At 71.3% G+C, this 21,916-nt stretch carries 19 protein-coding genes; 14 read left to right on the forward strand and 5 right to left on the reverse strand.

The annotated features are described in order from the left end of the window. Positions 1 to 35: 35 nt before the first annotated feature. Entirely contained in the window at positions 36 to 503 is a 468-nt protein-coding gene (locus Q1K70_RS09280) for a chemotaxis protein CheX (RefSeq protein ID WP_300158157.1), read from the forward strand. 146 nt (positions 504 to 649) lie between these two features. Further along, complete coding sequence (locus Q1K70_RS09285) at positions 650 to 2,650, forward strand: cytochrome c biogenesis protein CcdA (RefSeq protein ID WP_300158160.1); 2,001 nt, start codon at positions 650 to 652, stop codon at positions 2,648 to 2,650. Here the strand turns inward: Q1K70_RS09285 and Q1K70_RS09290 are convergent. Together Q1K70_RS09290 and Q1K70_RS09295 are read right to left on the reverse strand one after the other, a co-directional pair. Then, positions 2,647 to 3,072, reverse strand: a complete 426-nt coding sequence (locus tag Q1K70_RS09290) for a GNAT family N-acetyltransferase (RefSeq protein WP_300158164.1) — start codon at positions 3,070 to 3,072, stop codon at positions 2,647 to 2,649. The two genes, Q1K70_RS09285 and Q1K70_RS09290, sit on opposite strands and share 4 nt — an antisense overlap. Before the next feature lie 94 nt (positions 3,073 to 3,166). Next, entirely contained in the window at positions 3,167 to 4,270 is a 1,104-nt protein-coding gene (locus Q1K70_RS09295; protein WP_300158167.1) for a D-alanyl-D-alanine carboxypeptidase family protein, read from the reverse strand. A 233-nt stretch (positions 4,271 to 4,503) separates the two neighbouring features. On the opposite strand from Q1K70_RS09295, the gene Q1K70_RS09300 reads away from it, so the two are divergent. The 5 genes from Q1K70_RS09300 to Q1K70_RS09320 all read left to right on the forward strand — a co-directional run bounded on the left by Q1K70_RS09300 (position 4,504) and on the right by Q1K70_RS09320 (position 9,820). Continuing rightward, positions 4,504 to 4,662 (forward strand): hypothetical protein, encoded by a 159-nt coding sequence (locus Q1K70_RS09300; RefSeq protein ID WP_300158169.1) that lies wholly within the window; start codon positions 4,504 to 4,506, stop codon positions 4,660 to 4,662. Positions 4,663 to 4,774: 112 nt separating this feature from the next. Next, complete coding sequence (locus tag Q1K70_RS09305; protein ID WP_300158171.1) at positions 4,775 to 6,295, forward strand: GAF domain-containing sensor histidine kinase; 1,521 nt, start codon at positions 4,775 to 4,777, stop codon at positions 6,293 to 6,295. A gap of 77 nt (positions 6,296 to 6,372) precedes the next feature. Continuing rightward, a complete protein-coding gene (locus tag Q1K70_RS09310; protein ID WP_300158175.1) occupies positions 6,373 to 6,759 on the forward strand; it encodes a helix-turn-helix transcriptional regulator in 387 nt (128 codons plus the stop codon). Then, positions 6,756 to 8,696 carry an MIP family channel protein gene (locus Q1K70_RS09315; protein WP_300158178.1) on the forward strand — a complete coding sequence of 647 codons (1,941 nt, stop codon included), beginning with the start codon at positions 6,756 to 6,758 and terminating at the stop codon, positions 8,694 to 8,696. Before Q1K70_RS09310 ends, Q1K70_RS09315 begins: the two co-directional genes overlap by 4 nt. Before the next feature lie 86 nt (positions 8,697 to 8,782). After that, on the forward strand, positions 8,783 to 9,820 hold the full coding sequence (locus Q1K70_RS09320) for a hypothetical protein (RefSeq protein ID WP_300158181.1): 1,038 nt from the start codon (positions 8,783 to 8,785) through the stop codon (positions 9,818 to 9,820). 33 nt (positions 9,821 to 9,853) lie between these two features. Here Q1K70_RS09320 and Q1K70_RS09325 read toward each other — a convergent pair whose 3' ends face one another. Then, positions 9,854 to 10,288: a hypothetical protein gene (locus Q1K70_RS09325; protein WP_300158184.1), complete on the reverse strand. Its 435-nt coding sequence runs from the start codon at positions 10,286 to 10,288 to the stop codon at positions 9,854 to 9,856. A 99-nt stretch (positions 10,289 to 10,387) separates the two neighbouring features. On the opposite strand from Q1K70_RS09325, the gene Q1K70_RS09330 reads away from it, so the two are divergent. From Q1K70_RS09330 to Q1K70_RS09345, 4 genes are all read left to right on the forward strand, one after another. Next, positions 10,388 to 11,425, forward strand: coding sequence for a cobalamin biosynthesis protein (locus tag Q1K70_RS09330; RefSeq protein ID WP_300158187.1), 1,038 nt, complete (start codon positions 10,388 to 10,390; stop codon positions 11,423 to 11,425). Then, a complete protein-coding gene (cobJ, locus tag Q1K70_RS09335; RefSeq protein WP_300158190.1) occupies positions 11,410 to 12,171 on the forward strand; it encodes a precorrin-3B C(17)-methyltransferase in 762 nt (253 codons plus the stop codon). Before Q1K70_RS09330 ends, cobJ begins: the two co-directional genes overlap by 16 nt. Positions 12,172 to 12,288: 117 nt before the next feature. After that, on the forward strand, positions 12,289 to 12,675 hold the full coding sequence (locus Q1K70_RS09340; protein WP_300158193.1) for a cytochrome c3 family protein: 387 nt from the start codon (positions 12,289 to 12,291) through the stop codon (positions 12,673 to 12,675). Between the two features lie 81 nt (positions 12,676 to 12,756). Continuing rightward, complete coding sequence (locus Q1K70_RS09345) at positions 12,757 to 14,913, forward strand: hypothetical protein (protein WP_300158196.1); 2,157 nt, start codon at positions 12,757 to 12,759, stop codon at positions 14,911 to 14,913. A gap of 117 nt (positions 14,914 to 15,030) precedes the next feature. Here Q1K70_RS09345 and Q1K70_RS09350 read toward each other — a convergent pair whose 3' ends face one another. Further along, entirely contained in the window at positions 15,031 to 17,520 is a 2,490-nt protein-coding gene (locus Q1K70_RS09350) for an ATP-binding protein (protein WP_300158199.1), read from the reverse strand. Between the two features lie 5 nt (positions 17,521 to 17,525). After that, positions 17,526 to 18,767 carry an ABC transporter substrate-binding protein gene (locus Q1K70_RS09355; protein WP_300158202.1) on the reverse strand — a complete coding sequence of 414 codons (1,242 nt, stop codon included), beginning with the start codon at positions 18,765 to 18,767 and terminating at the stop codon, positions 17,526 to 17,528. A gap of 200 nt (positions 18,768 to 18,967) precedes the next feature. Here Q1K70_RS09355 and Q1K70_RS09360 point away from each other — a divergent pair, with 200 nt between their 5' ends. The 3 genes from Q1K70_RS09360 to pstB form a co-directional block, all read left to right on the forward strand. Continuing rightward, positions 18,968 to 19,651, forward strand: a complete 684-nt coding sequence (locus Q1K70_RS09360; RefSeq protein ID WP_300158205.1) for a winged helix-turn-helix domain-containing protein — start codon at positions 18,968 to 18,970, stop codon at positions 19,649 to 19,651. Positions 19,652 to 19,655: 4 nt separating this feature from the next. After that, positions 19,656 to 21,143: a HAMP domain-containing sensor histidine kinase gene (locus tag Q1K70_RS09365; RefSeq protein ID WP_300158210.1), complete on the forward strand. Its 1,488-nt coding sequence runs from the start codon at positions 19,656 to 19,658 to the stop codon at positions 21,141 to 21,143. 76 nt (positions 21,144 to 21,219) lie between these two features. Beyond that, positions 21,220 to 21,916, forward strand: a 697-nt coding sequence (gene pstB / locus Q1K70_RS09370; protein WP_300158213.1) for a phosphate ABC transporter ATP-binding protein PstB, incomplete at its 3' end; no start/stop codon positions are given.

Genomic DNA, 21,916 nt, shown 5'->3' on the forward strand with positions numbered 1-21,916 from the left:
GCCATTCGCCGCCGAGAACGATCCCGAGGGAGCCCATGAAACCGACCGACGCCGAAGTCGCCAAGCCATTCGTCGACGCCACCAGGCACGTGCTCACCATGATGGCCCAGCTCGATCCCAAGCCGGGCAAGCCGTACGTGAAGAAAGCCGGCGCCGCCGCCGGAGACGTCTCCGCCGTGGTCGGCCTGACCGGCGACCGCAACGGCAGCATTTCCATCAGCTTTTCCAAGAAGTGCGCCATCGCCGTGGTGAAGAACATGCTCGGCGACGACATCGCCGACATCATCCAGGACGCCAAGGACGCCGTGGGCGAGATCACCAACATGATTTCCGGCCAGGCGCGGGCGGGGCTCAGCCAGCTCGGCCTCAACCTGTCCGCCTCCACGCCCACCGTCATCTTCGGCGACAACCACACCATAAGCCACATCACGTCCGGTCCGGTGGTGGCCATCCCCTTCACCTCGGAACACGGCGACTTCACCCTGGAGTTCTGCTTCGAGTGATCCGCCGCGCCGGCCGGCACAACCTTCCGTCCGGAACCTTCCGGACGGCGGGACCGCCCGCAAGCGACGCCATGTCCACCATGCCATCGCATGCCCCCTTCCGGCGACCCTCACGACCAAGTCGTGCGCCTTTTGCCGGGTTCCTCTTGGCCTGCAAGAAACGCTCCCGGCCGTGGCCCGTCCTCCTGGCCCTGGTCCTGACGACGGCGCTGGGCCTGGCCGCCCTGCCGGGCGTCTGCCCGGCGGCCGATCCGCCGGCCCCGGCGGCCGGGGCCGACGCTTCCGGCGAGGTGTTGCCGGCCAGTCTCGAGATCGCCCTTTACAGCCTGCCCCTGGGCGACCCCTCGGGCCGCGTCCTGGCCGTGCTGACCCTGGTCTCCGCCCCGGGCTGGCACGCCTACGCCGTGGGGCCGGCCGAGTCCGGCCAGTCCGCCCAGGCCACCCTCGCCGCCGGCAGCACGCCGGCCCTGGCCTTTTTTCCGCCGGGCGTGCCCACGCCGGACGCCCTGGAGCCGGAAAAGACCGTGCTCGTCTACGAGGGCCGCACGCCCGTCTTCGTGCCCCTGACCGAGGCCATGCTGGCCGCCCCGGCGCTCACCGGCCGGGTCAAGGTGTTCTCCTGCTCGCCCACCAGCTGCTGGCCGTCCAACCTCGAGGTCAACATCCCCCTGGCCGGGGCCGGCGATCCGGCCTCCTTGCCCCCGGCCGAGTCCGCGCCGTGGTGGCCGGTCTTTTCCGCCTTGCGCAGCGCCGCCCTGGCCATGCCGGCGGCTGTGTGCCCCGAGCCGGCCCATCCGCTGCTGCCGCGCCACGAAGCCCGCCAGGCCCCGCCCGAGGCCGCCGGGCCCGAAGCCGCCGCCGACGCCTTTCCCAGCGACCTGAGGCCCCGATCCTTCACCCCGGCGCTCGAGGTCTCGAACCTGGTCAAGGCCGCCTCCCTGGCCTTCCTGGCCGGGCTCATCCTCAACTTCATGCCCTGCGTGCTGCCCGTGGTCAGCCTCAAGCTGTCCGGGCTGCTGGCCCTTTGCGGCGAGGAGGGCAAGGCCGAGCGCCGGCGCATCCTGCGCGAGCACAACTTCTTCTTCGCCCTGGGCATCCTGGTCTATTTCGTGTTCCTGAGCGTGCTGCTCGGGGGGCTCGGCATGGCTTGGGGGGAGATGTTCCAGTCGCCGCAGCTGGCCATCGTGGTCACGGTCGTGCTGTTCGCCCTGGCGCTGAGCCTTTTCGGCGTGTTCCACCTGCCGGTGGTGGACCTCAAGATCTCTTCCGGCGGCCGGGGGCACACCCGGCGCGGCGCATTTCTCACCGGCATGCTCACCACGCTTTTGGCCACGCCGTGCAGCGGTCCGTTCCTCGGCGGCGTGCTGGCCTGGACGCTGCTGCAGCCCCTGCATGTCGTCACCACGGTCTTTTGCGCCCTGGGCCTCGGCATGGCCTCGCCCTACGGCGTGCTGGCCATCTGGCCGCGTCTGGTGCGGCTGCTGCCTCGGCCGGGAGCCTGGATGCACGGCCTGGAAAAGATCATGGGCTTCATCCTGGCCGCCACCTGCCTGTATTTCCTGGCCCTGCTGCCGCCCGAGCGCCTGCTGCCGGCCCTGGCCGCGCTGTGGGCCACGGCCGCCGGGGCCTATCTCTTAGGCCACGGCGCGACCCTGTCCCACGGCCCCCTGCGCCGCATCGGCGTGGGCCTGGCCGCCCTGGCCCTGGCCGGCGGCGGCCTGGCCTTCGCCCTGACCTACGCGCCGCCGGCCGAGACCGGCTGGATCGCCTACAGCCCGGAAACGCTGGAGAAGCACCTGGGCAAGGACAACGTGGTCCTCGACTTCACGGCCGACTGGTGCCCGACCTGCAAGCTGCTGGAGCGCACGGTGCTGACCGGCCCCCGGGTCGGGCAGTGGGCGGGACGGCACAGGGCCGTGTTCATGAAGGTGGACCTCACCCGCCAGACCCCGCCGGCCATGGCCCTGCTGCGGGCCCTGGGCAGCCAGTCCATTCCCGTGGTGGCCTTCTTTCCGGCCGGGGAAAAGGCCAAATCGCCGCTGGTGCTGCGCGACCTGTTCACGGCCGGCCAGTTCGAGCAGGCCCTGACCCAGGCCTTCGCCCCGCCGGCCGAGACGGCCGAAGCTCCCGCCCCGGTCCTGCCTTAAAGCCTTTTTTTGAATCCCCGGGATTCGAAGTAGCCCAGGGCCGTGTAGAAGGCCCGGGCCTCGTCGCGGTCCGGGCCGGACACGAGCATCAGGTACAAGCAGTCCCGCGCCCTGGCCCGGGTCTCCAGGGCGGCGAAAAGACTCCGACCCACGCCGTGCCTGCGAAAGGGCGAGGCCACCACCACGTTTTCCACCACCATGAACGGTCGGCAGTCGCCGACCACGTCCAGACAGACGATGCCCAGGGCCGCGCCGGCCAGCACGCCGTCCAGGCGCGCGCCGAGGAGATGGTAGTCGGCATGCCCGGCCATGACGCGGTGCACGGCCCCAAGCCGTTTCATGTCCGTGTCCAGGCCCGAAAGGGAGCGCATGAGCGCGGCCAGGGCCGGCAGATCTTCGGTGGTGATGTCGGCCACGTCCATGGCGCGCCTCCGGGAGGTCCGTCCAGGAACGCGGGACGCGCCCCGGGGCAGGAGGAATCGGCCGGTCGCCGTATGGAAGGCGTAACCGCCCGGGCTACTGCTGCGTCTGTACGGCAGGCGGCTGGGGCGCGCCGGCCAGGACCGGGGTTTTATGGGAAGCCTTCTGGGCGGCGATGATCTTGAAGCCCTTGTCCAGGAGCTTGGTCGTCTCCCGCGCCCGCACCCCGGGGCTGCGCGAGCCCAGGACCACGGCGATGAGCCGGGTGTCGCCGCGCTTGGCCGTGGCCACGATGTTGTAGCCCGAGGCGCACACGAACCCGGTCTTGAGCCCGTCCACGCCCTCGTAGGTGCCGAGCAGGGAGTTGGCGTTATGCCGTTGACGGTTGTTGTGGGTGAAGTACTGCATGGAGTGGATGGTCAGGGCCTTGGGGAACTGCTCGAGGTAGGCGGCGGCCAGGCGCAGCATGTCGCGGGCCGTGGTCAGCTGGCCGTCGGCGGGCAGGCCGTTGGGGTTCATGAAGGCCGAGTTGCTCATGCCCAGGCGCTTGGCCGTGTCGTTCATGAGGGAGACGAAGGCGTCCACGTTGCCGCTTTCCAGATAGTCGGCCATGGCCATGCAGGCGTCGTTGGCCGAGGCCACGGCGATGCCCTTGATGAGTTCGGTGACCTTGACGGCCTCGCCCCGGCGCAGGCGCATGTTGGAGCCGCCCTGGGTGGCGGCCCGCTCGGAAACGTCCACCACGTCCCAGGGCCGCAGCCGCCCTTGGCGGATGGCGTCGAAAACGATGTAGAGGGTGAGGATCTTGGTCAGGGAGGCCGGCGGGATCTGGACGTCGGGATTCTGCTCGTAAAGCAGCTCGCCCGTGGTCATGTTCCAGAGCATGGCCGACTTGACGGTCAAGGTGGGCACGGCGCAGACGCCGATGTCGCCCTCCTCGTTTTCCTCGACCGCGGGCGCGGCGGCCTTCTTCGCCTTGCGGCCCTTCTTGGGCGCGGCCGGGGCTTCGGCGGCATGCTTGACCGGGGCCTTGGCCTTGCCGGACTTTGCGGACTTGGAGGCGGACTTGGCCTTGCCGGACTCCTTGGCCGCGTGCTCGGTCTTCTTGGCCAGGGCAGCGCCGTCGCCGACCATCGGCGCGATCACCAGGGCGAACACGGCCAGCACGGCCGCGAACAGGGCATGGGAAGTCTTTTGCATGCGGCAGGGTTCCTCTTGCAAGGCGAAAACGTCCGGCCGGCCCGGCACGCCCGCCCGGGGCGCAAAAGCGGCAGCCATGACGCCTGCGCTTGTACAAAGGCCGTCCGGGAATGTCAAAAGCCCCGGCGGCAAGGAATTGCGGGCGTTGCGCCCCGGGCGCGCTTGCCGTAGGATGGCGCGCTGGCGGGGAGACGGCCTGCGCCGCGATCCGCAGCACGCCCTGGAGCCGGACCATGCGTCGTATCCTGTTTCTTGTTTTTCTTATCGCCATACCTGTCCTTGGTGGCTGTGGGACGCCGCGCCAGGACTCCAACGTGGAGGTCCGCACCACCGGCGACGCCCAGGTCTACGGCGTGTATTCCAGGCATTTCACGGCCCCGGGCCGGCCCTAGTGTCGCGTTCGCGAAGTTCGCGCAGGCGAATTTCTCGGATAACATATCCTAATAATTACATTTCGTTAAAAATACGCCGTATTTTTAACGCACGCAGCACTAGCGACAACACATGACCGACAATCGCGATTTTCCCGACATCCAGGAACGCCTGCTCAAGCTCGAGGAGGCGTTCGCGGACCAGAACGCCTACCAGTTCAAGAAGACCATGGCCGAGCTGCGCCGCGCCGCCAAGATGCGCGCAAACGCCGCCGCCCTGTCCCGGGAGGAGCTCCTCGACTGCCGCAAGGAGTCCGAGCGCACCCGCAAGCAGTGCGTGGACCTGCAGGCCAAGCTCAAGACCGTGGTGGACCGGTTCGAGGGGAGCCTCACGGCCTTCGAGAAGTTCCGCAAGGCCATCCGCGTGGTGGAAATGATGCGCGCCCACGAGGACCTGCCCACGATCCTCGACCGCATCCAGGATCTCTTCGGGCTGCGGGCCGTGAGCCTGCTGCTCGACGCCGCCGAATTCGGCCCCTTCGACCCGCCCGGAGCCAGGCTCGTGCCCCTTGCCGCCATGCGCGAGGCCCTGGCCGGGCTTTCGCCCGAAGCCGCCAGGGGCCGGCCCTGCATGTGCCCCGTCAGCGCCGTGCCCGACCCGGCGTTTTTTTTCGGCCCGGATTTCGTGGCCGGCCGCAAGGTGCTGCTGCTCGGCTCGTGCTTCATCTCGCCGCTGCGCGACAAGTTCGGCGCCCAGCGCCTCATCGGCGTGCTGAGCTTCTTCGATCCCAACCCCGACCGCTACACGAGCGAGAAGGGCTCGGAATTCGCTTCCCATTTCGCCGACATCCTGGGCTACACCATCGTGGACATCACGGACCGCAAAAAGGCCGAGAGGCTTCGCGAGGACGTGGAGCGCATGACCCGCCACGACCTCAAGTCGCCGCTGACGGCCGTGCTCACCCTGCCCCAACTCCTGCGCCGCGACGGCAACCTGACCGAGCGCCAGACCGACATGCTCGGGCTCATGCAGCACGCCGGCTACCGCATGCTCAACATGATCAACCAGTCCCTGGACCTCTACCGCATGGAGCGCGGCGTCTACGAGCTCACCCCCGACAAGGTGGACATGCTCTCCATCGTGGACAACATCGCCGGCGAACTGCACGGCATGCTGGAGGCCAGCCGGCTGACCCTGGACGTGCTGGTGCGGGGGGCTCCCCGGGCCCCGGGCGACGCGTTCGTGGTGCGCGGCGAGGAGATGCTCCTGTACACCATGCTCTCCAACCTGGTGAAAAACGCCCTGGAAGCCTCGCCCGAGGGCGCGCGGGTGACCGTGTCCATGGCCGAGGGCGAAACGACCCTCGACGTGGCCATCGCCAACGCCGGCGCGGTCCCGGCCCGCATCCGCGACTGCTTCTTCGAGAAATACGCCACCGCCGGCAAGAAGGACGGCACCGGCCTTGGCACCTACGGCGCGCGGCTGATCGCCGAAACCCACGGCGCGCGGATCGCCATGGCCACTTCCGAGGCGGCCGGCACCACGGTGACGGTGTCCTTCCCCCGGCCCCGCCCGGCGCAGCGGCAAGCCGCCCCGGACGGGCAAGCCGACGCCTCCTTCAGCCTTCCCGGCACGGCCGCCGGCCGGGCATAGTTTTCCCCACACCGTTTCCCCTTGACCCCGCCTGTCGGGCACTGTAGCTTGGCGCAATTAGTAGACGAGGTCTAATAATGGAATTCCTCGACTGCCCCTGCACCGGCAAGTCCCTGACCCGCCTCGTGCGGCCGGCCGTGCTCACGCTTCTGGCCGGCGAAACCCTCCACGGCTACGAAGTGCTGCGCCGCCTCGCCGCCATGCGCATCTGCGGCGGGCGCCGGCCCGACGCCGCCGGCGTCTACCGGACGCTTCGCGACATGGAGTTCGAGGGCCTGCTCGCCGGGGCCTGGGACCTGCCCGAGCAAGGGCCGGCCAAGCGCCGCTTTTCCGTCACCCCGCGCGGGCTGGCCTGCCTGGCCCGCTGGAACGCGACCCTGGCCGAGTACCAGGCCGCCATCGGCCAGCTGCTGGAGGCGGCCGGCGCGGCCCTTGGCCCGGCGACGGACCGGGAGGCGTCATGACCTCCGGCCGCGAGGCCTTCGGGGCCTGCCTGGCCGAGGCCGCCGGCACCTTCCTCATGGTCTTTTTCGGCACCGGCACGGTGTTCGTGGCCGTGACCACCGGGGCCCTGCAAGGCCTGTGGCAGGTGGCCGTGGTCTGGGCCGTGATCATCGCCGTGGCCATACAGGCCATCGGGGCGATCAGCGGCGCGCACCTGAATCCCGCCGTGACCCTGGCCTTCTGGGCCTGGCGCGGCTTTCCCCGCGCCCGGGTGCCGGCCTACCTGGCCGCCCAGCTCATCGGGGCCTTCGCCGCCGCGGCCGTGCTCTTCGGGCTCTACGCCGGCGTTCTGGCCGGCTACGAAGCCCGGGAGGGCATCGTGCGCGGCCAGCCCGGCAGCGAACGCAGCGCCATGGTCTTCGGCGAGTACTTCCCCAACCCGGGTCTTTTCCCCGACCCCGCCGCCGGCCGCCTGGCCGTGGCCGAGGCGCAGGCCATGGCCGCCGAGGGCCTGGGCACGGCCGTGCTGGCCTTTTGCATCTTCGCCCTGACCGACCGGCGCAACCGCGCCCGGCCCAGGGGGGCGCTCCTGCCGGCGGCCATAGGCCTCACCGTGGCCGGGCTCATCGCGGTCATCGCCCCCCTGACCCAGGCCGGGTTCAACCCCGCCCGCGATTTCGGGCCGCGCCTTTTCGCCTGGCTGGCCGGCTGGGGCGCGGTGGCCGTTCCCGGACCCAGGGGCGGCTTTTTCACGGTCTACATCCTGTCTCCGATCATCGGCGGCCTCGTCGGCGCAGGCCTGTACGAACGGGGGCTGCGCCGCTTCCTGCCCCCCTTCGCCGACCACAAACCCGAAAGGAGCCCCGCCATGTCCCGCAAACGATTCATCCTCCTCGGCGGCTTCCTGGCCGCCGGCAAGACCACGGCCATGGCCGCCCTGGCCGGGCGACTCGCCGCCCGGGGCCTGCGGCCGGCCGTCATCGCCAACGACCAGAGCGAGGGGCTGGTGGACACCGCCCGCCTTTCCCACTTGAACCTGCCCATGGCCGAGATCACGGGCGGCTGCTTCTGCTGCCGCTTCGACGCCCTGGCCGAGGCGGCAGACGGCCTCGCCGGCGTGGCCGACGTCATCCTGGCCGAGCCGGTGGGCTCCTGCACGGACGTGCGGGCCACCGTGGCCTATCCCCTGCGCCGGCTGTACGACGCAAGCTACGCCACGGCCCCGCTCTCGGTCCTGGTCGACCCCGAAACCTGCGCCGCCATGCTCGGCCTCGACGGGGCCGCCCCGGCCCTGTCCCCGGACGTGGCCTACATCTACCGCAAGCAGTTGGAGGAAGCCGACATTCTGGTGGTCAACAAGATCGACCGTATCTCCCGGGAGGCGCGCGACGCCCTGGTCGCCGCCCTGTCCGCGCGCCACCCCGCCGCCAGGGTGCTCGCGGTCTCGTGCCTGACCGGCGAGGGCCTGGACGCCTGGCTCGACGGGCTGCTCCAGGGAACGCCGGACTCCCGCGCCGCCATGGACGTGGACTACGACCGTTACGCCGAGGGCGAGGCCCTGCTCGGCTGGTACAACGCCACGGCCGACCTGGCCCGGGAACCGGAGGACGCGGCCGCGGCCGTGGCCGCCCTGGCCGCCGGGCTGCGCGACCGGCTGGCGGCGGAAGGCATCCCCGTGGCCCACTTGAAGTGCAGCCTCAACGACGCGGTAGGCAAAGCCGCCGCAGCGGTGAGCGTCACCGCCGCCGACGGGCCGTTGGAAGCGACCTGCCGCCCGCAGGGCGGCGCGACAGGCCGACGGCTGGTCGTCAACCTGCGCGCCGAGGGCGACCCCGAGGCCCTGGCCGGCATCGTCGCCGCCGTGGCCGGGGAGGCCCTTCCCGGCCAGGAAGCGCTGGCGGCCCGGGCTTTCCGGCCCGGCCGGCCCAATCCGACGCACCGGTTGCAAACGCCCTAGGCGGCGCGCCGGCAGTCCCCCACGCGGGTCCGCCGCCGGGCCGGCGGCGGGCGCGCCTCTCTCCCGTCATCATGCAAGGAGCGATCATGTTCGAAATGGACGTCCCGACCAGGCGCATCCTGGAGGCCGCCCTGGCCGGCCTGCCTCCCACCGAGAAACAGTGCGCCGCGCTCCTGGCCCTGCCCGAAGCGTCCCTGGAAGCCGCGGCCGTGCGGGCCGTGGCCGACGCCGCGACCAGGCGACGCCTGGGCGACGCGGGCATCCTGCTCGGCCAGATCGGCCTGGAAATCGACGCCTGCCCGGGCAAGTGCGCCTTTTGCAGCTTCGGGGAAGGGCACACGGCCTTTGCGCCCTCCAGAATGACGGAGGAAGAAATCCTGCGAAACGCGGCGGCCTTCACGGAGGGAGGGGAACTCTACGCCCTTTTCCTCATGACCATGCACGTGTTCGATTTCGGCCGGCTGCTGCGCGTGGTGGAGCTTTTGCGGGGGCGCGTCCCGGCCGCAACGCAGCTCGTCGTCAACATCGGCGATTTCGACCGTTCCCAGGCCATGGAGCTGCGGGCCGCCGGCGTGGATGGAGCCTACCACGTCAACCGGTTGCGGGAAGGCATCGACACGGCCCTCGACCCGGCCGGACGCAAGGCGACCATAGGGGCTATCCGGGAAAGCGGCCTGGACTGGTATTATTGCTGCGAGCCCGTGGGTCCGGAACACGATCCCGAGGAACTGGCGGAACAGCTGTACCTTGGCGTCGAACTCGGCTGTTTCCAGCACGCGGCCATGCGCCGGGTGTTCCTGCCGGGCTCGCCCCTGGCCTCGCGGGGCCAGATTTCCGAGCGCCGCCTGGCCCAGGTCGTGGCCGTGGCGGCCCTGGCCTGCCTGGGCTGTCCCGAGACCCGCAGCATCGCCGTGCACGAGCCGAACCCGCTGGGCCTGACCGCCGGGGCCAACACCGTCTACGCCGAGGCTGGAGCCAATCCCCGGGACACGGAAGAAGATACCGCCGGGCATCGCGGACGCGACATCGCCGCATGCAAAACGATGCTCTGGGAATGCGGATTCACGCAACTGCTCGTTTCCCCGGATGCCCGGACGCCGTTGCGGGAAGCCTGCCAAGCGTGAGCGGCGGGAAAAAGGCGCGAGGCCCGGCGTCGCCTAGGCCCGGGCCGAGAGCATGCGGCCCGTGGACGCGCCGGCCGTCCGGCCGCCGCGCGAATAGGCCCGAAGAGCCAGGCCCGTGGAGGAAGCGGCGGTCTCGCCCGAAGCGGAAGGCGTGCCTGTCCCGCCGGTCGCGGCCGACGTGACGGCGCTCCCGGCAAGGCTCGCGGCCACGGCCGCGCCGCGCGCTCCGGCCTCGCCCTCGCCGGCGTACTGCCGGCCCGAGGCGGCCGCCCCGTCCTCGCCGGCCCCGGCCGCTTCCACCGGTCCGCTGCCGACCTCGGCCGCCTCGGAAACGGCCGGGACGGCGACGGCCGACGTGTCGGCCGGGGCCGTGGCCCTGGGGACGGGGGGCGGATCGGTCGCGGGCGGAGACTGGGCCGCGTAGAGCCCCAGCCACCCGTATCCCGCGTTGTCCACCGCGTCGATCATGACCATCACCTCACGGAATCCACCTTGTCCATTCCTCTTATCGGCGCATCGGGCCGGCCCCTTTAGTCCCGGCCCGAAAAAGCCTATGGTCGCCTTCCCATGCCGCAGCATCCACCGGCCGTGTACGCCGTCACCGAAAAGGGCCTGGCCCTGGGCCGCCGCCTGGCCGACCACCTGGGCGCGCGGCTTTGCGCCCCGTCCCGGCTGGCCGCCGCCCATGCGGCCGAGCCCTTCGATTCCCTGCCGGCGCTCGTTGCCGCGACCTTCCGCGACCGCCCGGCCCACGTGTTCGTGTGCGCCTGCGGCATCGCCGTGCGGGCCATCGGCCCGTGCCTCGGCGACAAGGCTCGCGATCCGGCCGTGGTCTGCCTGGACGACGCCGGCCGTTTCGCCGTAAGCCTCCTGTCCGGCCATCTGGGCGGGGCCAACGACCTGACCCGGGAGTTGGCCGCCGTGGTCGGGGCCGTAGCCGTGGTCACCACGGCCACGGACGCGGCCGGCGCGCCGGCCGTGGAGGTGCTGGCCCGGGAGATGGGCCTTGCCGTGGGCAACCCGGCGGCCGTGCGCCGGGTCAACGCCGCCCTGGCCGCCGGCAGGCGCGCGGCCGTGTTCGACCCGCTGGGACTTTTCGCCGTGAGCGATCCGGCGGCGGCCGGCTTTTTCGAATGGGTGGCCGCGCCCCAGACCCCGGACGGCGACACGCCGCTCGTGGTCGTGGACTGGCGCGTCGGCCCCGAGGCCCCGGACCGGCTGTATCTGCGCCCCAGGGTTCTGGCGGCCGGCGTGGGCTGCCGCAAGGGCACGCCCGCCTCGGACATCCTGGGACTCGTGGCCCACGTCTGCCGGCAGCGCGGGCTTGCGCCGGAGAGCATCGGCGTGGTGGCCAGCATCGAAGCCAAGCGCCGCGAACCCGGGCTCCTGGAAGCGGCCGCGCGCCTGGGGGCGCGCCTGGAATTTTTTACGGCCGAACAACTCGCCGCCGTGCCCGCGCCCAACCCGTCGGACACGGTCAAGCGACACATGGGGGTGGGCAGCGTATGCGAAGCGGCGGCGATGCTGGCCTCGGGGGGCGGCAGGCTCCTCGTGGCCAAGACCAGGACCGGATTCTCCACGGCGGCCATATGCCTGGCCGTCTGACCGTGGTGGGCCTGGGCCCGGGCGACGCCTCGCTGCTCGCGCCCATGGCCCTGGACGCCCTTTGCCAGGCGGACACGGTCGTCGGCTACACGGCCTACGTCGAACTCATCGCGCCGGAGGTCCTGGCCGGCAAGACCGTGACGGCCACGGGCATGACCGGCGAGGTGGCCCGCTGCCGGGCGGCCCTGGAGGCCGCCGCCGCGGGCCGGCGCGTGGCGCTCGTCTCCAGCGGCGACGCCGGCGTCTACGGCATGGCCGGCCTGGCCCTGGAGATGCTCGAGGAAACCGGCCTGGCCGAGCGGTTGGCATTCGTCGTGGTCCCGGGCATCCCGGCCGTGTGCGCCGCCGCCGCCCTGCTCGGCGCGCCGCTCACCCACGATTTCGCCGTGGTGAGCCTGTCGGACCTGCTCACGCCCATGGAGGCCGTCCGCCGCCGGGTGCGGGCGGCGCTGGCGGCCGATTTCGTCCTGGCCCTGTACAATCCCCGTTCCCGGCGAAGGCACGGCCATCTTGCCGAGGCCCTGGAAGAGGCCCGGCAATACCGCGACCCGGCCGTCCCGGTCGGCATGGTCAAAAACGCCTTCCGCCCCGGCCAGGAGATCCGCGTCACGCCTTTGTCCCAGGCCGATCCGGACTTCGCCGACATGCTCACCCTGGTCGTGGTCGGCAACAGCGCCACGCGCCTGGCCGCCGGGCGCATGCTCACCCCGCGCGGCTACGCGGAAAAATACGCCCTCGGCCAGTGATTTCAGACGGTTTAAGGCTGCAATCCTTCCGTTTTTTCAGCCGGCCCTCCTTGACAGGCCCTTCGGCCAGGCCGTACAGACCCTATGGGTTAAATTATTTTGAAGGAGGTGTGAGGGATGAGAAAGGCGTTGTTTACGGTTCTTGCGTGCGCGGCGTTGGTGGGCTTCGTGGGCCTGCCCATGCTGCAGGCCGTGGAAGCCCCGGCGGACCTGACCATCAAGGCGCCGGCCGGCATGACGGCGACCCAGGCCGAAGTGGCGTTCTCCCACAAGGGACATGCCAAGATCGACTGCAAGGTCTGCCATCACAAGGGCGATGCCAACCAGAAGTGCGCTTCGGCCGGCTGCCATGACAGCACCGATCCCAAGGACAAGACCAGCGACAAGTCGTTCTACAAGGCCTACCACGACATGAAGAGCGAAAAGAGCTGCATAGGCTGTCACAAGAAGGAAGCCAAGGGCCCGACCAAGTGCCCTGAGTGCCATCCCAAAAAGGGCGCTTAAACCACCCCTCGCGAGGCCGGTCGCCTATCCTCCGGCCTCGCCCTCCCCTTTTCCCGACGCCACGCGCGGCCGAGGTATCCCATGGCGACCGACAAATCCCTTCCCGACGCTGACGACGACATCATCGACCTGACCGACCTCGTGGAAGACGGACCCGCCGGGGCCAAGGCTGCGGCCGACGACGGCCCCGTGGACATGAGCTTCGAACAGGAGCTCGAAGACCTTTTCGGCGACGCCGATCCCGGCCTGCCCAAAGCCGCCGCCAAGCCCGACGCCGCGCCCGCTTCCGACGAGGACGACGACGTCATCGACCTGACCGGGCTCGCCTTCGACGAGGGAGAACCGGCCAAACCCGACGCCGCCTCCGCGCCCGGGCAAGACGACGCCCTGGACCTTTCCGGCTTCGGCCCTGGCGAGGTCGGGGCCAAGCCCGACGCCCCGGCGGCCAGGGACGCGGACGAGGACGCCCTGGACCTCTCGGGCTTCGGCATCGACGACGAAATCGAAATGATCGCCGCAACCCCTGCCGAGGACGCCGACGCCGACGCGTTTGACCTCTCCGGCCTCGGCATTGACGTGGAAGCCCCCAAGCCCAAGGGAGAAGTCGACGAGGCCGACGACGACCTCGATTTCGCCGGGCTGGGCCTGGACGACGCGGCCGCGCCCGCCCCGGCCGCCGCCGTGGCCCCGGACGCGGCGGACGTCGCCGTGGACGATCTTTTCGCCGAGGCCGACAAGCCCGCCCCGGCCGCCCCCGGCGACGAGGCCATGGACCTCGCCGCCATGGACCTCGACGGCCTGGCCAAACCGGCCGACGCGGCCATCGGACAGGACGACGCGGCCATGGCCGACCTGCTCGGCGAACTGCCCGACGCGGCCGGCCTCGACGACATCGACGTGTCCGAACTTTCCAACCTGTCCTCCCCGGAGGCTCCGGCCCAAGCGCCCGCCCCGGCCGGGGAAGAAGCGCCCGAACCCTCCGTCGCCCAGGCCGTCGCCGGCGCGGCGGCCCTGGGGGCCGTGGCCGGGGCAGCGATGGGTGCGGCCGCGCCCGCCCGGGTGGGCTCCATCGACCTCGGCGCGCTGGACAACCTCATCGACGCCGCCAAGGGGCCCCCGCCCGAGCCCGAACCCGTCGCTGCCCCGGACTCCGGCCGCCTGGACGAGCTGGCCCAGCGCCTGGACGCCCTGGAGACGGCCGCCGACGACCTGCGCGACCGGCTCGAATCCGTCGCGACCACGGACAACGAGGCCCTGGCCGACGCCCTGTCGCTGCGGCTCGAGGAAGCCCTGGCCGAGCGCCTGGAGGCCTTCGCGGCCGGGCTGCCCCAGCCGCCGGACACGGCCGGGCTGCACGCCGGGATCATGGCCGAGATGGACACCCGGGCCGTCAAGGACCGCACCAAGCTCCTGGCCGAACTGGCCACCACTCTGGACAAGCGCTTCGACGCGCTGGTCGCCGGGCTGCCGACGCCGGCCGAGCCGGCGGACCTGTCCGGCCCCCTGGAGGAACTCGGCCAGTCCCTCCAGCGCCTGGAGGCCGAGTCCAGGGAGCGCGAGGCGTCGTTTAAGGATTTCGCCAGCGCCATGGAGACCCGGCTGGCCGAACTGCGCCGCGAACTGCCCGAGCCGGGGGAGTTCGCCACCCGCACGAGCGTGAGCGAAGGCCTGGAAACCCTGCGCGAGTCCCTGGCCCGGGACATCGCCGGCAACCTCGACGAACGCCTGGCCGAACTGCGCCGGGAACTGCGCGAGGCCCTGGCCGGCGACATCGCCACCGGCCTGGACGAACGCCTGGCCGCCCTGGCCGGGGAAGCGCGCCAGGCCGCCCGCGAAGAGGCCCAGAAGGCCGCCCGCGAAGAGGCGCAAGCCCTGGGCGAGGTGCTTTCGGGGCGCATCGAGGCCCTGGAGACGGACCGCCTCGATCCCGACGCCCTGGCCGCGAAGATTCGCGTCGCCTTGACGGCCGACCTGCCCGACGCCGAGACCATGGCCCGGCTCGGCGCCAAGCCCGACCGGCAGGACCTCGACGACGCCCTGGCCGCGCTGCGCCGGGAGCTGACCGGGGAGCGCGAGGAGGAGGCGGCAACCCTTCGCGGCGAAACGGAGCGGGCGCAGCGGGAAGCCGTGGACGCCCTGCGCCGGGAAATGGCCGAAGCCCTGGAAAAGGGCGTGCCCAAGGCGGCGGCCGCCGTCATCCGCGAGGAGATCGCCGCCCTGCTCAAGGAATTCTCGTAGGCAAACCGGGGAAGGCACAGGAGCCTGTCCGTCCGACGACTCGATCTTCCGCCCGGGGGCGGCCCTTCGCCGCGGCGCGTCCGGGCGAGGGCCGCCCCCGCCGCGTTTCGCCGCGCTTCAGGACTCCCTGCCGGCCGGCTCGTCCGGGAAGAGGACGACATGCACGCCCGGCGCGGCGCACAGGCGTTCGAGGTCGAGATCGTGGCCCAGGGAGGCCGGTATGAAAACGGTGCCCTCGAAGCCCTGCTCCACGACGCGCCACAGTTCCGCCTCGTCGTAGAGGATCAGGCTCTCTCCGGGGCACATGTAGAACCGCTTGACGGGCACGCCTTCCCCGTTTCGGGCGTAGAGCAGGCACGGCCGGGACGGCACGGCCTGGCGGCCCTCGAGGAGCCCGCGCACGGTGTCGAGGAACGCTTCCTGGGTGACGGGCTTGACCACGGCGGCGTCGGCCCCGGAGGCGACGCCTTCCCGTCTGGAGGCCACGGACACCACGAGCACCGGGATGCGCCGCGTGGCCGGGTCGGCCCGCAGCCGCCGGATGGCTTCGCGGCCGTCCATGCCCGGCATGCGCAGGTCCATGGTGACGCAGTCGGGCCGCCAGGACGCGGCCAGGGACAGGGCTTCGACGCCGCTCGCCGCCGTGGCCGCCACGTAGCCGGCGTCGGTGAGCAGCGTTTCCAGGAACCGCCGCACGGCCGCATCGTCGTCGACCACGAGCACGCGTCCCCTGCCGTCGCGCGACGCCGCGGGCACGGCCGGCGGCGTCCAGGCCGGCAACGGACAGGCCGCTCCCTCCTGGAGGACGCCCGGGATCGGCAGGGTGAAATAAAAGACGCTCCCCCGGCCCGGTGCGTTCTCGGCCCAGATGCGCCCGCCGTGGCGCTCCACGATCTGGCGGCAGATGGGCAGCCCCAGGCCCGTGCCCTTGGGCTTTTCGGTCAGGGTGTCCCCGGCCTGCTTGAATTTCTCGAAAATCCGCTCCAGGTCGTCCGGGGCGATGCCGCAGCCCGTGTCGCGCACGGCCACCACTATCTCCGGGCCCTCGACCCGGGCTTCGATGCGGACCCCGCCCGAGGCCGTGAACTTCACGGCGTTGCCCACGAGGTTGACGAAGACCTGGACCAGCCGGTCCCGGTCGCCGACGATACGGGGAAGCGAAGGCGGCAGCTCGCAGGCAAGCGTTAGCCCCTTGTCCCGGGCCAGGCCCTGGACGGCCCTGACCGCGTGCCCGGCCGCGTCGGCCAGGGACAGGGGGGCCATGTCCCATTCGCAGCGGCCGGACTCCATCTTGGCGATGTCCAGGACGTCGTCCACGAGCTCGGTCAACCGCTGGCCCTCGGCCACGATGATGTCCAGGTTCTCGCGTATCTGCTGGGCGGCGCGCCAGGTTGCGGGCTTGGCCTCGGCCAGGGCCGGGGCCACGGCGTCGCCGAACTTGCGCCGGATGATCTTGGCGAACCCCAGCACCGAGGTCAGGGGCGTGCGCAGCTCGTGGGACACCGTGGAGATGAACTCGGTCTTCATCCGGTCCACCTCCTTTTCCACGGTGACGTCGCGCACGAGGATGATGACCACCTCGCGCGCCTCGCCGGCCAGGCGCACGGCCGTGGCCACGGCCTTGCCCGTGCCGCCCTCGGCCAGACCGACCTCGGCCACGGCCAGACGGCCCTCCTTCCGGGCCGCCTCGGCCAAGTCGGCCAGTTCCCGGGGAAAGGACTCCGCGGCGGGCCGTCCGTCCGGCTCCCCGCCCAGGCGACCGAACATGGCGAGCAGAGCCGGGTTGTGCAGCGTGACCAGACCGTCGGCGTCGAGCACCAGCAGCCCGTCGGCCAGGTTGTCGATGATGGCCCGGGTGTGGGCCAGGGAGCTTTGCAGCCCCCTGGTGGCGTCGGCCACGTCCCGGGTCAGGTCCGAGACGAGCTGGGACAGCTGGGAGGCCATGGACTGCATGGCCCGGGCCAGCAGGCCCACCTCGTCGTCGCCCGTTCGCGGCGGCGTGGCGGAGAAGTCGTGGTCGCGGATCTTCACGGCGTACCCGGCCAGTTCCGCCAGGGGACGGACGATGCCGCCGATCAGGGCGTAGAAGACGACCACGGCCACGAGCAGCATGGCGAGCATGAGCGCCTCCTGGCCCATGACCGCGCCGCGCATGATGCGCCAGATGCCGGCCTTGTCCATGCCCACGGACACCGACCCGCCCTCTCCGGCCAGGATCGGGGCCGTCACCTGGATGAACTCGCCAAGATTCGGCAGGGCGAGCTGGGCCACGCCGCGCGGGGCCGGTCCGCCGGCCAGGGCGGCGGGCATGGCCGGCACGAAGGTGTGGGCGACCACCCTCTCCTGCCTGTCCGTCACGAAGACGTAACCCACGCCGTCGATGTGCAGGAATTCGTCGATCATGGCCTGGACCGCGGCGGCGTCGCCGGCGGCCAGGGCGTCGGGGCTCCCGGCGGCGATGGCCATGGCGATGGCCCGGCCGGTGGTGACGTACTCGTCGGTCAGGTGACGGTGCAGCAGCCAGGCGGAAAGCAGGGCCGTGGCGTTGGCCGCCACGCCGAAAACCAGGACCACGGCCAGGAGCGTCTTGCGAAAGAGCCGGGACACGACCGTCAGTCTCCGTCCGCGGCGGACACGGTCTCCAGGGGAGCAAGCGCGCCCCTGGCCGCCGTGAAGAGATACACCGCGCGCAGGGCCTGATGGGCCGGGCCGTCCAGGAATACGGACGCGCCGAGGCCGATGTCCGCCGGAGAGGCGGCGCGCGCCGCCGCGTCGAGGCCCCGCCGGTCGTCCGGGTCGGGCATGGCCCGCAGCACCGCGATCATGAGCCGGGCGTTGAGGTAGCCCTCGAAGCCCACGGCGCTCCCTTCGGGAAGCCGCGCCGGCCAGCCGCCGGGCGGGGCCGGGGCCTGGCCCAAGGCGGCCAGGTCGCGCCGATAGTCGACGGCCGCCGGCAAGGCGTCGTCGCGCCAGGGCGGCGTCACCTGGGACAGGATCAGCCCGTCGTCCAGGGCCAGGCCCAGGGGTTCGCCCAGGGCGGCCAGCTCCCGCAGCAGGATCTCGCCGCCGGCGAAGGAGACCACGCCCACGGGCACGGCCATCCCCTGGCGGCGCAGGTCGCGGATGAACGCGGCGCAGGCCGGGGCCGCGCCGATGAGCAGGACGGCCTCGGGCCGGCTGGCGGCCAGGACGCGCACCTGCGGCGTCATGTCGTAACCGGCACCGGCCAGCCTGGGGAAAGTGGCCTCGCCGCACAGGGCGCGCCCCCGGCGGGCCAGGGCCAGGCCGGCCCCGTCCCAGCCGCTGCGGCCGAAGGCGTCGGCCTGGTGGCAGATGGCCACGCGCGCGGCTCCCCGGCGGGAGAAGGCGTCGACGAGGGCCTCGATCTCCTGGCGGTAGGAGGCGCGCAGATTGTAGACGTAGCGGACATAGGGCGGCGTGCGCAGGGCCTCGAGCCCGGTGACCGGAAAAAAGAGGCGCGCCTCCCTGGCGGCCCGGCCCCGCAGCACGGGCAGCACGCGGCTCACGGTCGGCGTGCCCAGGGACGAAAAAAGGGCCAGCACGCCCTCGTCGAGGAAACGCACGGAGTTTTCGATGGCCGGATCGGGCTCGTAGCCGTCGTCGGCGGCGAGCAGTTCGATGGGTCGGCCGGCCAGACCGCCCTGGCGGTTTTGTCGGGCGAACATGGCCAGGGCTCCGCGGTAGAGTTCCACGGCCATCTCCCGCGTGGACCCGGTGAAGCCGGCGGACATGCCCAGGCGGATGGGCGGCGCGTCCCCGGCCGGGGCCGGCCTGGCCGCCACAAGCGACGCCGCGACCACGACCCACAGCAACGCGCGTAACCTGCCCGCCATGCTCCGCACCCCTTCCTTCACGGCTTTCAAGGCCTTGCCACATCCCTAGGCCCTTTAACACGCTCCGTCAAACGGGCCGCCGGGCTTGCGGCGCGCTATTGCTGGAAGGCGCGAACAGTGTCACACAATCGTCACGAGGCATTCATCCCTGTGTCAAGCCGCCATGTTCTTTCGAGCGTCGAAACACCCGAGGTGGTCGCATGTCCAAGGATTCCATCCTGATAGTGGAAGATGACGACGACATCGTCGAATTGCTCGCCTTCAACCTGCAAAGCGCCGGCTTCGCCACCGAAACGGCAAAAGACGGCTATGACGCCCTGGCCAAGGCCCGCCGCTCGCCGCCGGCCGGCATCATCCTCGACCTCATGCTCCCCGGCCTCGACGGCTTCGAGGTCTGCAAGGAGCTCAAGCGCGATGCCAAGACCGCCGCCGCGCCCATCATCATGCTCACCGCCCGGGGCGAGGAGGTGGACCGCATCGTGGGCCTGGAGCTCGGGGCCGACGACTACGTGGTCAAGCCCTTCTCCCCCCGGGAGCTCATCCTGCGCCTGCGGGCCGTGCTCAAGCGCCACGCCCCGGAACAGGAGAAACGGCAGGTGCTCAGCCGCGACGGCCTGTCCGTGGACCTCGGCGCGCACCGGGTGACCCTCGACGGCGAGGAGGTGGCCCTGACCGCCACGGAGTTCCGGCTCCTGGCCGAGCTGTTCCAGAGCACGGGCCGGGTGCTCACCCGCGACCGGCTGCTCAATTCCGTCTGGGGCTACGAGTTCGAGGGCTACGCCCGCACCGTGGACACCCACATCCGCCGCCTGCGCCAGAAGCTCGGCGCCTGCGCCCGCATGATCGAAACCGTCCGGGGCGTGGGCTACCGGTTCAAGGAGTAGGTCCTTGCGCGCCGTCGCCACCCTGGGCCTGCGGGCCGCGGCCGTGTGCCTGGCCGTGACCGCCGCCAGCCTCGCCGTGCCCGAACTTATGCCCTCGGCCACCCGCACCGAACGGCTCTTCGCCCACGCCGGAGCCCTGGCCCTGGCCGGAGGGGCCTTCTGGCTCATCGGCGCAAGCCTGTCCCGGTCCCTGGCCGAGGTCATCGCCGTGGCCCGGGCCATCGGCGACGGCGACTACCGCCGCCGGCTCCATCTGACTCCCGGGGGCGAATTCAGCGACCTGGCCGAAGCCGTCAACCACATGGCCCGGCGCATCGAATCCCACATCGCCACCATCACCGACCAGAAGACCCAGCTGGAAGCCATCCTCGACGGCATGCGCGAGGGCGTCATGGTCCTGGACGCGGCCGGCAGGATCCGCGTGGCCAACCCGGCCCTGCGGCGCATCGTCCCGGTCAGCGGCGAACTGGCCGGACGGCGGCCCATCGAGGTGGCTCCGAGCCCGGAGCTGCAGATGGCCTGCGACCGCCTGCTCGGCGACCGGGCCGACGACGCCCCGGCCGGGGCCAGCCTGGAGATGGAGCTCGGGCCCGGGCGGTTCTACGAGGTCTCCCTGGTGCGCCTGGGGCGCGATCCGGCCGACGCCCGGCGCGACCACGGCGCGGTGCTGGTCTTTCACGATGTTTCCGAAACGCGCCGGCTTTCCCGGGTGCGGCGCGATTTCGCGGCCAACGTCACCCATGAGATGCGCACGCCGCTGACCTCCATCAAGGGCTACGCCGAGACGCTCCTTTCGGCCGCGCCGGAGCTGGCCCCGGAAAAGCGCCGGTTCCTGGACGTCATCCTCAAAAACGCCAATCACATGTCCAAGATGGTGGACGACATCCTCACGCTGGCCCGGCTCGAGGAGCAGCCCGGCGCGGCCGAGGGCGGGGCCGACGGGCGGCCCGAGCCCAGGGCCGACCCCGTCGCCGCCCTGGCCGACGCCGTGCGCGAATGCGAGACCCTGGCCCAGGCGCGCCGGCTCGCCCTCGACAACCAGCTGCCGGCGGACGCCGACCTGGCCGTGCGCTGCGACGCCGGCCAGCTCACGCAGGTCTGGCGCAACCTGATCGAAAACGCCGCCCGCTTCGCCCCGGAAGGCTCGCGCGTCGTCATGAACGCCGCCCGCGACCCGAGCGGCGGGGCCGTGACCTTCGGCGTCCTGGACCAGGGCCCGGGCATCCCCCCCGAGGAGCGCCAGCGCGTGTTCGAGCGCTTCTACCGGGTGGAGCGCCATCGCTCCAAGACCCCGGGCAGCACGGGGCTCGGCCTGGCCATCGTCAAGCACATCGTGGAGCGCCATGGCGGCCGCGTCTGGGCCGACCGGGGCCGGGGCGAGATGACCGGGGCGGCCGTGTACTTCACCCTGCCCGCCGCCCGCCGGCCCGCGCCCGAGGTCGAGGCCTCGCCTGGGGGCCAATGTCTCGGACCATCGACCCAATCGTCATGAAACTTCCACACCCGGCCGTCACAATGCGCCCGACGAACTCCCCGCCCGACCGGCTGTGAACGAAAAGGAACCGCCCATGCCAGACACCATCAAGATGGCCGCCAAGAACCTCAATTTCTATTACGGCCGCTTCAAGGCCCTGCAGGACATCAACCTGACCGTCAACGAGCAGCAGGTCACGGCGCTCATCGGCCCCTCGGGGGGCGGCAAGTCCACGTTCCTGCGGTGCCTCAACCGCATGAACGACCTCATTCCGGGCACCCGCGTCGAGGGCGAACTGACGCTCGACGGCGAAAACGTCTACGCCGCGAGCCTGGACGTGGTCGAACTGCGCCGCCGGGTGGGCATGGTCGTCCAGAAGCCCAACCCCTTTCCCAAGACCATTTTCGAAAACGTGGCCTACGGGCTTCGCGTCGGCGGCGTGCGCGACAACACCTACATCTCGCAGCAGGTGGAAAAGAGCCTCAAGGGCGCGGCGCTTTTCGACGAGGTCAAGGACCGCATCCACGACTCGGCCCTGGGCCTGTCCGGCGGCCAGCAGCAGCGCCTGTGCATCGCCCGGGCCCTGGCCATCGAACCCGAGGTGCTGCTCATGGACGAGCCCGCCTCGGCGCTCGACCCCATCGCGACGCAAAAGATCGAGGAACTCATCCACGAGCTCAAACGCACCTTCACGATCATCATCGTCACCCACAGCATGCAGCAGGCCGCCCGCGTCTCGGACCGCACGGCCTTTTTCTACATGGGCAAGCTGATCGAAGTGGACGCCACGG

This window comes from Solidesulfovibrio sp., from assembly GCF_029978005.1.
Lineage (GTDB): Bacteria > Desulfobacterota > Desulfovibrionia > Desulfovibrionales > Desulfovibrionaceae > Solidesulfovibrio.